This window comes from Halovenus halobia (assembly GCF_051414135.1).
GTDB lineage: Archaea > Halobacteriota > Halobacteria > Halobacteriales > Haloarculaceae > Halovenus > Halovenus halobia.
Genome location: NZ_JBLKOA010000001.1, coordinates 148,677 through 161,172, shown reverse-complemented (window position 1 = coordinate 161,172; position 12,496 = coordinate 148,677). Strand labels below are relative to the sequence as shown.

The following is a 12,496-nucleotide window of genomic DNA, read 5'->3' as shown; positions in this document are numbered from 1 at the left end:
CGAACGCTCCGAACACAGCAGACAGACTGATATGACAGACAAACACTACGACGACATCCCGGAGCTATCGTTCGCAAATGACGGAACGTTCCTGAAAGCACCAGCAGCCGACCCACCGGACCTGCCAGCAGACACCGACGTTGCGGTCTACGGCGCACCGTTCGACGGGAGTGTCTCCCGGCGGCCGGGAACCCGATACGGGCCACGCGCACTCAGAAGCGCCAGTGCGTGGTACGACCACTTTGCTGGCGTGTCGGAAGGTGCGTACAACGCCGACATGGACCGCCACGTCAACCACAACTCGCTCACAGTTCAGGACTGCGGTGACGCACCGACAGTGCCGAACGATGTCGAACGAACCAGAGAGCAGGTCAAAGGGTTCTCTCAGACAGTGTCGGAAACGGCGTTTCCCGTGATGCTCGGCGGTGACCACTACCTGACCTATCCGGCCTTCGAGGGCTTCGCCGAGACAGTCGCCGGCGATGTCGGACTCGTCCACCTCGACGCTCACAGCGATACGATGAGCGACGGTGAACTCTACGGCCGCCACTGGCACGGGTCACCGATGTCCCGAATCGACGAACTCCCAAGCGGTGGCTACGAGAACCACGCGATGGTCGGTATCCGGGGCTACGAGCGGACCGGCTTCGAAGAGTTGGTCGATTCCGAGGGAATCCTCGTCAAGTACGCTCGTGACGTGCGAGACGAAGGAATCGGAGCGGCAATCGAAGCGGCAATCGACCACGCCAGCGACGGGGTTGACCACGTCTACGTCACCGCCGATATCGACGCTGTCGACCCGGCGTACGCACCGGGAACCGGAACGCCAGAGCCCGGCGGCTTGACTAGCGCCCAGTTCCTCGACGCGATGGAGCTGCTCGGTGATTGTGACGCCGTCGGCGCGATGGACCTCGTCGAAGTCTCACCGCGACTCGACGACGACAGCGAAACCACAGCAATGCTGGGTGCCAACGCCGTCGTCAGATTCCTCGAATCCAAGTTCTGCTGAGTCGACTCAGCAGAACTCCCGAGCGGCCCGAAGGAGCGTTTCTTCCTCGAATCGACCGGCGACGAGTTCTACTCCAACCGGGAGCCCGTCGACAGTGCCACACGGAACCGACAGTGCCGGGTGACCGGTCTGGTTGAAGATGCCGGTGTTGGCTGGCAGCCACCCGAGCCGTGCGAGTTGTGTCTCTCTGTCGTCGGCCGGTTCGAGCGCCGTCGTCGGAGTGGTGGGAAGCGCAAGCAGGTCGTACTGCTCCAAGGCAGCGTCGTAGGCCCGTCCAGCAGCGAGCACGAGATTTTTCGCACGGGCGTAGCCCGCCATCGTGTCGTGTTGGGCAATCTGCGCTCGGAATAGTTGCGCTGCGACGACGGCCGGGAGCAGCGTCTCGGGTGTCTGCTCGGCCGTGCCCAGCGCTTGGGCCAGTCCCTCCCAGTGCCAGCCAGTTGCGTCTGTGCCGACGCCGTCGCCTGCAAGCGTCGTCGCACCGCCGACCGGTGCGGTTGCCCCAACGATGGCTGGCGAGAGTCGGTGGTGAGTAAGTGACACGGAGCCGGTTTCCCAACTGCTCGCTTCGAGCGCCTCCGAGACACAGCGGTCGACAGCCTCCGCAGAGAACGGCCAGTCGAAGCCCTCCTCGACGATACCGACGGTCAGGTCAGGTGGCCCGGTGTCGGCGTCGTAGCTGTCCGTTGGCACCGTCGATGGCTGGCGAGGGTCGAGTCGAACGCCGTTCTGTCGGTCGATACCGGCGATGACCGACAGCACGTCCGCCACGGTCTGGGGGTCCGAGGCAATGATGCCGGCGTGGTCGAAACCACGGTCCATCGGTACGATTCCGGTGTACGGTACCAGCCCGTATGTTGGTTTGAGCCCGATTACACCGCACCACGACGCTGGGTTTCGGACGGAGCCGGCCTGGTCAGTCCCAATTGCCACATCGCACTCTCCGGCGGCGACGGCCGCCGCACCGCCGCTGCTCGACCCACCGGCGAGTCGCGAGTCGTCGGCCGGATTCAGCGTCGGGCCACTCGGCTGGAACTCGCCGGCGTCACCCATCGCGAAGGCGTCCATCGTCTGCTTTCCGACGAGCGTTCCCCCGGCGTCGAGCAGTCGGGAGACAACCGTGGCGTCGATATCCGGAACGAACTCCGCCATCGCGGGCGTGCCCAGTGTGCACTCGTAACTAGCAACGGCGATGCTGTCTTTCAGACCGACGCTGTAGCCATCGAGCGGGCCTGTCTCAGCACCCGCGAGTTCGAACTGAACCTGCCACGCGTTGTACGGGTCGTCGGTCGGTTCTCGTCCATCGTCCCGGTCACCGTAGCGGTCGGGTGAGCCGTGAATGCCCTCGAACGTCGGCGTGGTCGTGTCTGCTACCTCCGCAAACGCCCCGGCCATCTCTTCGAGGACCGCACTGTAGAGGCTGAGTTCCTCGTCGTCGAGTGACAGCCCACAGTCCTCGGCCAGTGACCGGACGCGCTCGGGCGGCACGGACGCAGTCACCGCCGACCCCACTTGCAGAGCAGAGGGTTACTCGCCGAAAACGTCGACGTGTGTTGTGACATTTCTTGTTTTGTGTCTATATTGTGTAGAACGTTGTCTCTCTTCCAGCAATCAGCGATCATAGTGATCTGAAGGCTGGTAAATTATCAACGAGTATAAAATCTCGGTCGGCAGTATGAATATATACTCTCATTTTTGATCCCTACTGTGCAATTCTGTTATAACATCTTACAGAGGTTATACAAAAGAAGTTAGAAGGCCCGAAAGCTGAACAACTGTATAGATGAATCCGTTTGAGTCAGAGCAGTTGATCGGCGAGCGCCCGGCGCTGTTGGTTATCGACCCACAGCGAGACTTTCTCGACCCCGAGGGGGACCTCTTCTGTGGTGTGACCTCTGACGGCGCTTCCGCCTCGGCCGTCATCGAGCGAATCAACGACCTTGTCGAACTCGCTCGGACGAGTGATATCCCGATTATCTGGTCGAAAGAGCGCCATCGCGCGGACGGGTCGGACAGAGGGACCGAACTCCTTCGAGAAGACCCGACCCATACAACAGTCGAAACGTGGGGCGAGGAATTTGTCGACGAACTCGCGGTGGACGCCGACGCGCTCAAACCGGCAGAGTATCTCGTCGAAAAGCGGCGATACAACCTCTTCCACGGCACAGACCTCGACCATCTCCTCTCCACGTTCGATGTCGATACGGTTATTCTCACAGGCGTGACGACCAGCGTCTGCGTGCACTACACCGCACAGGGCGCACTCGAACGCGACTATGTCTACCGAACGGTCGAGGAGTGTACGGCGGACAAAACGCAACGTTTGCACGAGGCCGGGTTACGCTGCCAGCGACAGATTCAGCCCGGCGGCGTCCAGCCACTGTCGGCCATCCGTGAGGAAGTCGCCGTATACGAGGGGAATCCAGCCGTGAAAGAGATCAAATCGGCGGAGTCGTTGCCACCGGCCGGCGGCCAATGACGGCCACCCTCGGCGAGACACTGAACGTAACTGGCCGAACGCAGGACCAGCAGTATCCACCGACTTTTTGTCCGTCGTCACCCTACGGCAGTTGAGGATGCAGGTAACGTTGCTCGGGACGGGCGACACGACGGGGACGCCGACCGTCGGCTGTGAGTGTGAAACCTGCCAGCGCGCCAAAGAGCCTGACGACGAACTGCTGGAGCGAGCACGCGAGCAGGGAGCAACTATCACCGCAGGAGGCGGCGTCGAGCGGACGCGATTTTCGGTCCATATCTACAACGAGCGCACCGACGAGACGCTCCTTGTCGACCTCAGCCCGGATTTCAGACAGCAGTTTCTCCGCGAGGAGGTTCCGCTGCCCGACGAAGCGATTATCTCTCATATTCATTTCGACCATCTCGATGGCCTCGGAAACTGTTTCAGGCTTATCGAGGACCTCGATGTGCACGCGGCCAACGAGACAGACCCCGAGACAGGAAAAAGCGTTGCCGAGACCGTCCAGAGCGACTATCACTATCTCGACCAGATCGAAGTACGCCCACAGACGCCGCTCGAATCGTTCGAGGCCTGCGGGTTCGAGGTTACGCTCGTTCCGGTCGACCATCCGCCGCTGGTCTGTTACGGATTGGTGGTCGAGGACCCCGAAACCGGCGCGAAACTCGCACTCTCTGGGGATACGAGCTACGACATCCCCGAAGCGTCCCGTGACGTGCTGGCAGACCCGGACCTGTTACTTGCCGATGGCATCGTCCCGGCCCAGCTCTGTGAGTACCACCCGATGGGTGGGGCGCACCACGACGACGACGGCACGCCGCGAACATTCGGGACGAAACACATGACCCGAGAAGGTGCGCTCTCGCTTGCCGAGGACCTCGACGCAACTGAGACACGGCTTGTCCACATTGCGCACTACTATTCTGCCGACGAAGCGTTCGAGCAACCGCTGGCGCTCGATGGCGAGCGCTACCAGCTATGAGTTCGACGTGAGCGTGTCAGCGGCCGGGTTCGCCTCGGGCAGACGGACCGTGACGGTGGTTCCCTCCGGTCCGGTCTCGAACTGACAGTCTCCATCGGAGTGGTCGGCGGCAATTTGAATTAACCACAGGCCAGCACCGCTGCCGTGGTTCAGTGAGGTTTCTTCGCCGCGGTCGATGACAGCAAGTTCGTGCTCTGGAATGCCGGGGCCGTTGTCACTGACCCGGAGTTCGACGCCGCCGTCGACGCGGCCGCCGGTGATGGTGACTGTCGGGTCGTCGTCGTTGTGGACGATTGCGTTTTCGAGGAGTTCTGTGAGCGCAGCGTCGAACTCTGGGTTGATCCGCACTTCGACGTCTGAAACGTCGGTTTCGATTGTCGCGTCAGGGTAGGAATCGCGTGCAGCAGCGGCCGTTCGGTCCACGAGCGCAACCAGCGAGACAGGAACCGGTTCGGCGCTGTCGATGACGTTTTTGATTGCACGGGCAGTCTCGCTCGTCTTCAACAACACATCTGTTCGGTCGACGATGCGGTCGGCTTCGTCAGCGACGCCGTCGTCGCTCTTGTTTGCAATCGAGGAGGCGTAGCCACGGATGACCGTGATTTCGTTGCGAAGGTTGTGCCGCAGGACACGGGAGAGCACCTCTTTGAGGATGTCGAGGTCCTGTGCGCGCTCGCGCTCTGCGGTTACTTCTCGGAAGACAACGAGTTTCCCGGCGGACTCCGGGCCGACAGAGAGGTCAGTGCTCCGAACCGAGAAATACTCGAGTTCGCCATCGGTGACGAGTGCGAAGTCTGTCTCGGGAATATCTGCACCGTCGTGGAGTGCCTCAACCACCGAATTGCTCGGGTCAAACTGTCTCCGGTCGCCCACGACGACTGCGCCAAGCAGGTCTGCTGCCGTCGACGGGACGTTTTCAGGGACAGAGAGTTCTTCAGCGGCGAAGACCGTCTCTGCGGGCTGGCCAATGAGGTCGTCACCGATGGCGAAGGCGTCCATCGCTGCTCGGTTCACGTCGGCGACGCGTGACTCACCATCGATGGCAACGACAGGGTCTGAGACGTAATCGAACAGCGTCTCTCGGGCCACCGGCGCTGTCTCGAAGAGGTCGTACCGAAAGAGTGCCACGGCGAGTACTGCACAGCCGCCGCTCATCCCAAGGAGGGTGAACTCGACGAACGGAAGCGGGTAGAATCGTTCGAGCAGGCCGAGTCCGGCACCAATCGCGAGTCCAACGGTGAGTGTGCCGGCCTGTTTTCGATAGACACCGCGAGACGCCAGGTACTGCCGAGCGAACAGCCCCAGTCCGACTGCTGCGAGGACAACTCGATACAGAAAGTCAGCGTCCGCAAGCGGTCCGAACGCAGGGCTCTCCGCTGCCCCGGCCAGAATCCGGCCAACCGGGAGCCCAATAGCCGTGAACGCGAGCGCGCCGACAAGCCACGAGCGGGTCAGCCGGCCCCGATTGGTGTACTCGACGGCAACGTACATCGTACCGAGGACGGCGATGTTGACGCTGGCGAGCAGGGCAATATGCAGCGCCAGCGAGACTGGCGTCGGAATCGCCAGGACCAGTTCCAGAAACCGACCAGCCTGAACGACGCTCGCCGTCGTGGCACCAACACCGGTGACGAGCAACGGCACGGCACCCGCCGTCTCCCGGTTGCGAAACGAGCGGACGGCAACAGCCGCGGGAATCACTCCGAGGAGCGTGTAGACGACTGCTGCGACGACTGGCAGGTGTGTACTCATTGCTCGCGGGGTGTTAGTGACGCAGTTGGCGCCGGCGTAAGAAAGTGTGGGCTGGTCATAGCGAGACGGCCGACTCGACGTGCTCGAGGGCGGCAGTCGGTGACTCGACGTGCTCGACACCCTCGATGTCGTGGGTGTCAAGTCCCGCGACCGGTCGGCCGTAATCGAGTGCCAGCCCGATTTCAGAGAGCGTGCCAGTGCTGCCGTCGATTGCAATCGCGGCGTCGCCGTTGAGCACCACCAGTGCATTGCGGGCGTTGCCCATCCCAGTCGCTATCGGGGTCGTGACGTACTCGTTTGCGTTGCTGCGGTCTGCGCCGGGCAAAATGCCGATAGTCTGGCTCTCGAATTCTCTGGCACCGCGACAGACTGCTTCCATCACGCCACTGCCGCCGCCACAGATGACCTCGTGGCCGCCCTCGCCGAGTAGCTTGCCAACCTCGAATGCCTGCTCACGGGCCGACTCCGGCGGGACAGAGCCACCGATGACACTTACGCGCATAGGAACTCTCTGGTGGCCGTGGTTCTAAAGCTCTGGTAACTCAGTCCCGCACGCGAACGATACCGGAGTCGAACACACGCTGGTTCGGGATGATATACTCTTCACCCTCGGTTTCGATGTGCGTGACAAACACATCTATCTCCTGGACGATGCCGCGTTTGTCGTCGATGCGAACCTCGTCGCCGATGGTGTAGGGTTCGACCAACAGGAGATAGACACCGGCGGCCCCGGCGGCGAGAAACTGCTGGAACGCAACGGCACAGAGGAACACGAGCCCAAAGCTGTAGGCAGCGAGCAAGACGAGCAACGCCGTGGTGGCAACTCCGAGTTGTGCCAGCGCAATCAGTGCCGCGATGTAGTAGATGCTGTATTTCGCGATGTCGCCGATAACGGTTACTTCGGGGAGTTTTACCGAGCGGAGCCGCTCTTGAATGCTAATCTCGGCCTTGTCGCCGGCAATAAGGCCAACGATGACCGCGAGCACAGCAACGAATAGCCCCGGCAAGTTGCGGGTCACTTGTGCCCAAAAAACCTCGAAGTTCAGCAACCGCGCGACGTTGAACGCGGTAATCGCCGTCAGGATGTAGACGAACACGGCCAGCAGTGTCGCGATGATACCGCTCGTCGATGTTCCAAAGCGATTTACAGAGCGCTCGAAGGTCGTTCCTTCGACAGCGTCGTTCAGCCCGGTGCGGCGGAAGATGGTGTGGGTCCACCGCCATGTGAGATAGGAGAGAAAGACGCCAGTGACAAGCAACAGCACCGCAACGGTCAGCGCTGCTTCCTCCGAGAAGAGACTACGGATCAGTTGGGCCCAGTCGAACTGCATTTCAGTACTCCTCCGGGTCAAGCTCGAATATCAGCTCACCGGCCTTGAACGCTCGCACCATCCCATCGCTTTCCGAGAGCACGATTGCCGTCGCGTTCGTGTCCTGCGTAATCGCCCCAGCCGCCATATGTCGCGCGCCGAGCCCTTTCGGAATGTCTACGCCTTCGGCTGCGGGTTCGAGATACCGGTAGGCCGAGACGATTTTCCCGCTGTCTGAGATGACGAATGCCCCGTCAAGCCGAGAGAACTCTTTGAGCATGACGTTGACAATTGGGTCGCCGACGTGGACGTGCGATTTCTCGAATGGGTTGTACGACAGCGGCCGGGATTTGTTCATCACTTTCCCCGCGTCGCCGACGACAAAGAGCGCGCCGACGGGCTTGCCCTTCTGGCCTTTCTTGCCGAGTTCGATAGCAACCTCGAAGACGTCCCGAACCACGGCAGGGTCGGCCCGGGAGTTGACAAACAGGTCGTACAGCCCTGTCCGGGTGAACTGGTCGGCCTTGACGCGGATAATCGAGTCGATGGCGTCGCTGAAGGAACTCGTCAGGCAGACCACCTCGTCGCCATCGGCGATCAGTTCCTGGTCCAGCGCCCCCTCGATTCCGAATCGAATGCGGCTCTCAACGTCCTCAAAATGTAAGGGCAGCGAGACAAAGGCGTCGGCGTCGGGCGCGTTTGTCGTCCCGACCACAATTGTCTGGTGGTCATCCTCGTCGAATCGCTCGAACGTGTCGCTATCTTCGGTGAAGAGCAAGACGGCGTCGATCTCACCGACGACTTCGTCCAGCGTGTCCCCCAGCCCGGTCATTGGTGTATCGACTCGCGGGGTGGGAAAAAGCCTTGCGGCAGACGCTTCCGGCGTGTCGGCTTAGCTTCGCAACACCACGATGTATCTCGTCAGCGAACGGTGCACGCGACGGTCGAAGACCGCTTCGGTCGTCCAGCCAGCGTTGTGTGCTGGCTGTGCCCACGGTTTGTCGCCGACGACGACACACCGAGAGGCGAGCCGACGGGCCTCACAGAGGGCGTCGTAGACAAGTTCACCAAGTTCGCCCTCGATTTTCGACTGGCGGCCGTAGGGTGCGTCGAAGACGACCGTATCGACCGCTTCGTCGGCAAGCGGCAGTTCCCCTGCAGTTCCACGGATGACATCGTAGCCGTCACCGAGCGCGTCGTCGAGATTTGCTCTGCTGCCCCGCACCATCTTCTCCTGTACGTCGAGACCGATCACCTCTGCACCTGTGAGGCCGGCTTCGATGAGAATGCCGCCGGTCCCGCACATCGGGTCGAGCACCGTCGCGCCGGGTCGCGCACCAGCGATGTTGGCAAGTGCCCGGGCGAGCATCGGTTCCATACTGCCGGGCTGGAAGAACGGGCGGTCGGTTGGCGTCCGCTGGCCGAAGCCGCGGTCGGTTTCGGCGACCAGCCAGCCCAGCGCACACGTACCGGTTTCGCCGCCGGAGAACAGAGCACGAAGTTCGTGGTCCGGGTCCTCGAGGTCGATCTCGAAGCCGCGGTCGACCAGTTGGTCACCGAGTTCGCGTTCGACAGCCTGCGTATCGATACCGGTCGTCGACCGAACGTCGACGGCCCGAACCGCAACCGAGCCCTCGCGGTCGAGCGAGGCCGCGGAAAGAATTGCGACCGCGTCCGCGACTGTCGGCACACCGCGACCGATCAGTTCGCTCGCCCGGTGGGTGTAAGCGAGGTCAGTAACTCGGTCGGTAATGCCCCGTGCAGTCACCAGCCCTGGCGCGAGATGGGAGACGTCACTCGCCGCGTGTTCGGCCTCGTAGGCCGCGAACTCGTCGTCCTGTCCTGCGAGTTCGAGAACGTACACGCCTGCAATGACGGCCGAATCCGTATCAGCGTATCGGTTGCCGTAACGCGACTTTCGGCACCGATATAAACCGAACATATCGAATTCCAAATACATACACGTCCGGTTCCTAGCTTGCGGGGTCACGAACCTTTATAAACCTTAAATACGATATTTAAATTGAATCATGGTGAATCCAAAGGAGACCATCAATATCGAAAACGTCGTTGCGTCGACTGGTATTGGCCAGGAGCTTGACCTTCAGAGCGTGGCCATGGACCTCGAGGGTGCGGATTACGACCCCGAGCAGTTCCCGGGTCTTGTCTACCGAACCCAAGAGCCAAAGTCGGCAGCACTCATTTTCCGGTCCGGCAAAATCGTCTGTACGGGTGCAAAGAGCACAGACGACGTCCACCAGAGCCTGCGAATTGTCTTCGATAAGCTACGAGAGCTGAACATTCAGGTCGAGGACGACCCGGAGATTATCGTCCAGAATATCGTCACCTCTGCGGATCTCGGTCGGAATCTCAACCTCAACGCCATCGCGATTGGACTCGGTCTCGAAAAGATCGAGTACGAACCGGAGCAGTTCCCCGGACTGGTCTACCGACTCGAAGACCCCGACGTGGTTGCACTGCTGTTCGGGTCGGGTAAACTCGTCATTACAGGCGGCAAAGAACCCGACGACGCCAAAGAAGCCGTCGACAAGATTGTGACGCGACTCGAAGAACTGAGCCTGCTCGACTGAACGTTTTCCTGCGGCGGCAGTTGATTTTGCTCCCCAAAAGTTCTATAGTGGCGGGCTTGCCGGTACACGTATGGAGGAGATCTGGAACGAGGACGGCGGCCTGTCGGAAGATTTTGCCACCTCGTTCGGGAAATGGGTCGCTCGAAACAGCGGCGACCTCGACGAAGTAACCGACTCGAAAATTGTCTGTGAGTTCGACGATATCGGCGTCACACTGGGCGTGTACGAGGAAACGGGACGCAAGGAGTTTCGCCTGCGGACGCTGCGAGAGGAGATTGACCTGCGGATGGTCACCAAGTACAAACTCGGGAGCGAGCGACTCGTTTTGCAGACGGGCCGGGGTAGTCGCCGCTTCGTGTTCGACGTTCCCGAAGAGGAGTGGACGGTGAAAAAACGCTCAGTCTGAGTTGCGTGCCGTATGCAGTTCTATCTGCTCGACAACTGGCGTCTGCTCGGCCGGAAGATGTGAGAGTCTGTATTCGGTCGGCGAGTCGCCTGCTTGCGCCACCTCGTCGACGACGTACAGTCTGAGTGTTTCTTCCTGACTCGTCATCACCGGAAAGTCGTAGTATTCGGAGGTGTAGTCGGGTGCCGTGTCGGAGTCGTCCCGGTCAGCAAGGAAGGCCACGTGGTCGGCGAGTCGCTCGGTGACAACATCACGCGAAATAGCGGGAACATCGGTAACGCTGTCGTCAAAGTGCTCTACGAAGGCCGGTTCTTGCTCGTAGCCGACAGAGTTTCGTCCGGCGACCATCGCCGCAAGCGTGGTCGTTCCAGTCCCCCAGAAGGGGTCGAGGACCGTATCGCCGTACGTGGAGAACATCGAACAGAGGCGGTACGGAATCTCGAAGGGAAAGGCCGCGGCACGGTCACGGAGGGCATCATTCTCGAGGGTTTGCAGGCGGCCACGGACGTCCGACCAGATGTCGGTGAACCAGCGGTTGCGTTCCTCCCAGAAGTAGGCGGCCTCGTACCGTCGGTCAGCGCCAGGTTCGAACGCGCGGCGACTTCCGTTGCGGAACACGAGGATGTGCTCGTGTTCGAGCGTGACGTAGGCGTTGGGCGGGACCATCCCGCTACCCATGAACTTCGCGGCGCTGTTGGTGGGTTTGTGCCAGAGGATGTCCGGCATCGGGTCGAACCCACGGCGCTCGAAAGCCGCGGTGATTCTGGTGTGGTTGGGGTAGACCTGAAACTGGCCGTCGACTGTTCGCGTCGCGTCGCCGACGTTGAGACAGACGATGCCGCCCGGCGCAACGACACGCTCGAGTTCGTCCCAGACCGAATCGAGAACGCCGTGCATCGCCTCGAACGCCGCGTCACCCTTCCCGGCGTCGAGATACGAGTCGATATCTGGTTCGAGGTCGCCAAAGAGGTCGTCCCACATCTCGACCATCGGGTACGGCGGAGAGGTAACGACCAGGTCGACAGAGTCGGTCGCGAGCGCGCTCTGGTCGCGGGCGTCGGCCGCGTGGACTCGATGGGTGGTCTCCCGGCGCTGCTCGACGTCCATCTTATTCGACCAACCGTTCAATTTCGGTGACGAGGATGTCACTCGCGCCAACTGTCTTGAGGTCGCTGATGGCCTCGAAAACCGTCTCCTCACCGACGACAGCGTGGACCGCAACCTGGTCCGTCCCGGCGATATCCATCACCGTCGGGCCACCCATCCCCGGAAGCACCTCACGGACATCCTCGAGCCGGTCCTCCGGTGCGTTGAGCATGAGATAGCGCTTGTCCTCTGCTGCGAGTACCGAATCGAGCGCCGTCGCAACCTGGTCGACTTTGGGGTCATCCTGCACGTCATCGCGGGCAAAGAGTCGCACCGACGACGAGAGCAGTTCTTCGACCTCTGCGAGGCGATTCATCCGGAGCGTTGTCCCTGTCGAGGTGATGTCGACGATGGCGTCAGCCATATCTACGTGAGGTGTGAGTTCCGTCGCGCCGGAGACTTCGGTGACGCTCACGTCAACACCTGCGTCGGCAAAATACGATTCTGTGATACGCGGAAATTCGGTCGCGACGGTGCCACCTTCGAGGTCTTCAACAGACGTGATGTCGCCATCCTCTGGCGCGGCGAGCACGATTCGACAGCGACCGTATCCCAGATCGAGTAGTTCAGTCAGGTCGACGGGTGACTCTCTGGCCTGGTCGTAGCCCGTGATGCCGAGTTCAGCCGCGCCGTCGGCGACATACTCGGGAATGTCCGAGGCACGGGCGAACAGGATGCTCACGTCGGGGTCGACCGTGTCAGCGTACAGTTTTCGGTCGGCACCGTCGACGAGGTGGAGTCCGGCCCGTTCCAGCAGCGAGACGGTTGGCTCGTGAAGACGGCCCTTGTTGGGCACAGCGATTCGCATATCCCATCTCTCGGCG

The 12,496-nt window shown here is 61.2% G+C and carries 13 protein-coding genes; 5 read left to right on the top strand and 8 right to left on the bottom strand.

Annotation, left to right across the window (positions count from 1 at the left end; all coding sequences use genetic code 11):
- Nucleotides 1-31 precede the first annotated feature (31 nt).
- Complete coding sequence (locus ACMGFM_RS00855; protein WP_436900379.1) at nucleotides 32-1,009, top strand: agmatinase family protein; 978 nt, start codon at nucleotides 32-34, stop codon at nucleotides 1,007-1,009.
- Nucleotides 1,010-1,015: 6 nt separating this feature from the next.
- Here the strand turns inward: ACMGFM_RS00855 and ACMGFM_RS00850 are convergent, their stop codons facing one another.
- Nucleotides 1,016-2,521 carry an amidase family protein gene (locus ACMGFM_RS00850; protein WP_436900378.1) on the bottom strand — a complete coding sequence of 502 codons (1,506 nt, stop codon included), beginning with the start codon at nucleotides 2,519-2,521 and terminating at the stop codon, nucleotides 1,016-1,018.
- Nucleotides 2,522-2,792: 271 nt separating this feature from the next.
- Here ACMGFM_RS00850 and ACMGFM_RS00845 point away from each other — a divergent pair, with 271 nt between their 5' ends.
- A complete protein-coding gene (locus ACMGFM_RS00845) occupies nucleotides 2,793-3,488 on the top strand; it encodes a cysteine hydrolase family protein (RefSeq protein WP_436900376.1) in 696 nt (231 codons plus the stop codon).
- A 97-nt stretch (nucleotides 3,489-3,585) separates the two neighbouring features.
- Nucleotides 3,586-4,467, top strand: coding sequence for an MBL fold metallo-hydrolase (locus ACMGFM_RS00840; RefSeq protein WP_436900375.1), 882 nt, complete (start codon nucleotides 3,586-3,588; stop codon nucleotides 4,465-4,467).
- On the opposite strand, the gene ACMGFM_RS00835 is transcribed toward ACMGFM_RS00840, so the two are convergent.
- From ACMGFM_RS00835 to ACMGFM_RS00815, 5 genes are read right to left on the bottom strand one after another with little or no spacing between them, the layout of a single operon-like run.
- Complete coding sequence (locus ACMGFM_RS00835) at nucleotides 4,462-6,219, bottom strand: ATP-binding protein (RefSeq protein ID WP_436900374.1); 1,758 nt, start codon at nucleotides 6,217-6,219, stop codon at nucleotides 4,462-4,464. The two genes, ACMGFM_RS00840 and ACMGFM_RS00835, sit on opposite strands and share 6 nt — an antisense overlap.
- Nucleotides 6,220-6,274: 55 nt before the next feature.
- Nucleotides 6,275-6,721: an SLOG cluster 4 domain-containing protein gene (locus ACMGFM_RS00830; RefSeq protein WP_436900372.1), complete on the bottom strand. Its 447-nt coding sequence runs from the start codon at nucleotides 6,719-6,721 to the stop codon at nucleotides 6,275-6,277.
- 40 nt (nucleotides 6,722-6,761) lie between these two features.
- Nucleotides 6,762-7,550, bottom strand: coding sequence for a mechanosensitive ion channel domain-containing protein (locus tag ACMGFM_RS00825; RefSeq protein WP_436900371.1), 789 nt, complete (start codon nucleotides 7,548-7,550; stop codon nucleotides 6,762-6,764).
- 1 nt (nucleotide 7,551) lies between these two features.
- Complete coding sequence (dacZ, locus tag ACMGFM_RS00820; protein WP_436900370.1) at nucleotides 7,552-8,361, bottom strand: diadenylate cyclase DacZ; 810 nt, start codon at nucleotides 8,359-8,361, stop codon at nucleotides 7,552-7,554.
- A gap of 60 nt (nucleotides 8,362-8,421) precedes the next feature.
- Nucleotides 8,422-9,393 (bottom strand): methyltransferase domain-containing protein, encoded by a 972-nt coding sequence (locus tag ACMGFM_RS00815; RefSeq protein WP_436900368.1) that lies wholly within the window; start codon nucleotides 9,391-9,393, stop codon nucleotides 8,422-8,424.
- Between the two features lie 166 nt (nucleotides 9,394-9,559).
- Here ACMGFM_RS00815 and ACMGFM_RS00810 point away from each other — a divergent pair, with 166 nt between their 5' ends.
- Both ACMGFM_RS00810 and ACMGFM_RS00805 read left to right on the top strand, forming a co-directional pair.
- On the top strand, nucleotides 9,560-10,120 hold the full coding sequence (locus ACMGFM_RS00810; RefSeq protein ID WP_436900367.1) for a TATA-box-binding protein: 561 nt from the start codon (nucleotides 9,560-9,562) through the stop codon (nucleotides 10,118-10,120).
- 70 nt (nucleotides 10,121-10,190) lie between these two features.
- A complete protein-coding gene (locus tag ACMGFM_RS00805; protein ID WP_436900366.1) occupies nucleotides 10,191-10,526 on the top strand; it encodes a hypothetical protein in 336 nt (111 codons plus the stop codon).
- On the opposite strand, the gene ACMGFM_RS00800 is transcribed toward ACMGFM_RS00805, so the two are convergent.
- On the bottom strand, nucleotides 10,518-11,633 hold the full coding sequence (locus tag ACMGFM_RS00800; protein ID WP_436900365.1) for a DNA-methyltransferase: 1,116 nt from the start codon (nucleotides 11,631-11,633) through the stop codon (nucleotides 10,518-10,520). The genes ACMGFM_RS00805 and ACMGFM_RS00800 overlap by 9 nt on opposite strands.
- Nucleotide 11,634: 1 nt before the next feature.
- Nucleotides 11,635-12,480, bottom strand: coding sequence for an ATP phosphoribosyltransferase (gene hisG / locus ACMGFM_RS00795; RefSeq protein ID WP_436900364.1), 846 nt, complete (start codon nucleotides 12,478-12,480; stop codon nucleotides 11,635-11,637).
- Nucleotides 12,481-12,496: the final 16 nt, after the last annotated feature.

Excerpts from the sequence above, each read along its gene's own strand:
- ACMGFM_RS00800 (WP_436900365.1), bottom strand. The coding sequence starts at position 11,633 with ATGGACGTCGAGCAGCGCCGGGAGACCACCCATCGAGTCCACGCGGCC.
- ACMGFM_RS00825 (WP_436900371.1), bottom strand. The coding sequence starts at position 7,550 with ATGCAGTTCGACTGGGCCCAACTGATCCGTAGTCTCTTCTCGGAGGAA.
- ACMGFM_RS00855 (WP_436900379.1), top strand. The coding sequence starts at position 32 with ATGACAGACAAACACTACGACGACATCCCGGAGCTATCGTTCGCAAAT.
- ACMGFM_RS00830 (WP_436900372.1), bottom strand. The coding sequence starts at position 6,721 with ATGCGCGTAAGTGTCATCGGTGGCTCTGTCCCGCCGGAGTCGGCCCGT.
- ACMGFM_RS00835 (WP_436900374.1), bottom strand. The coding sequence starts at position 6,219 with ATGAGTACACACCTGCCAGTCGTCGCAGCAGTCGTCTACACGCTCCTC.
- ACMGFM_RS00810 (WP_436900367.1), top strand. The coding sequence starts at position 9,560 with ATGGTGAATCCAAAGGAGACCATCAATATCGAAAACGTCGTTGCGTCG.
- dacZ (WP_436900370.1), bottom strand. The coding sequence starts at position 8,361 with ATGACCGGGCTGGGGGACACGCTGGACGAAGTCGTCGGTGAGATCGAC.
- ACMGFM_RS00840 (WP_436900375.1), top strand. The coding sequence starts at position 3,586 with ATGCAGGTAACGTTGCTCGGGACGGGCGACACGACGGGGACGCCGACC.
- ACMGFM_RS00845 (WP_436900376.1), top strand. The coding sequence starts at position 2,793 with ATGAATCCGTTTGAGTCAGAGCAGTTGATCGGCGAGCGCCCGGCGCTG.
- hisG (WP_436900364.1), bottom strand. The coding sequence starts at position 12,480 with ATGCGAATCGCTGTGCCCAACAAGGGCCGTCTTCACGAGCCAACCGTC.
- ACMGFM_RS00805 (WP_436900366.1), top strand. The coding sequence starts at position 10,191 with ATGGAGGAGATCTGGAACGAGGACGGCGGCCTGTCGGAAGATTTTGCC.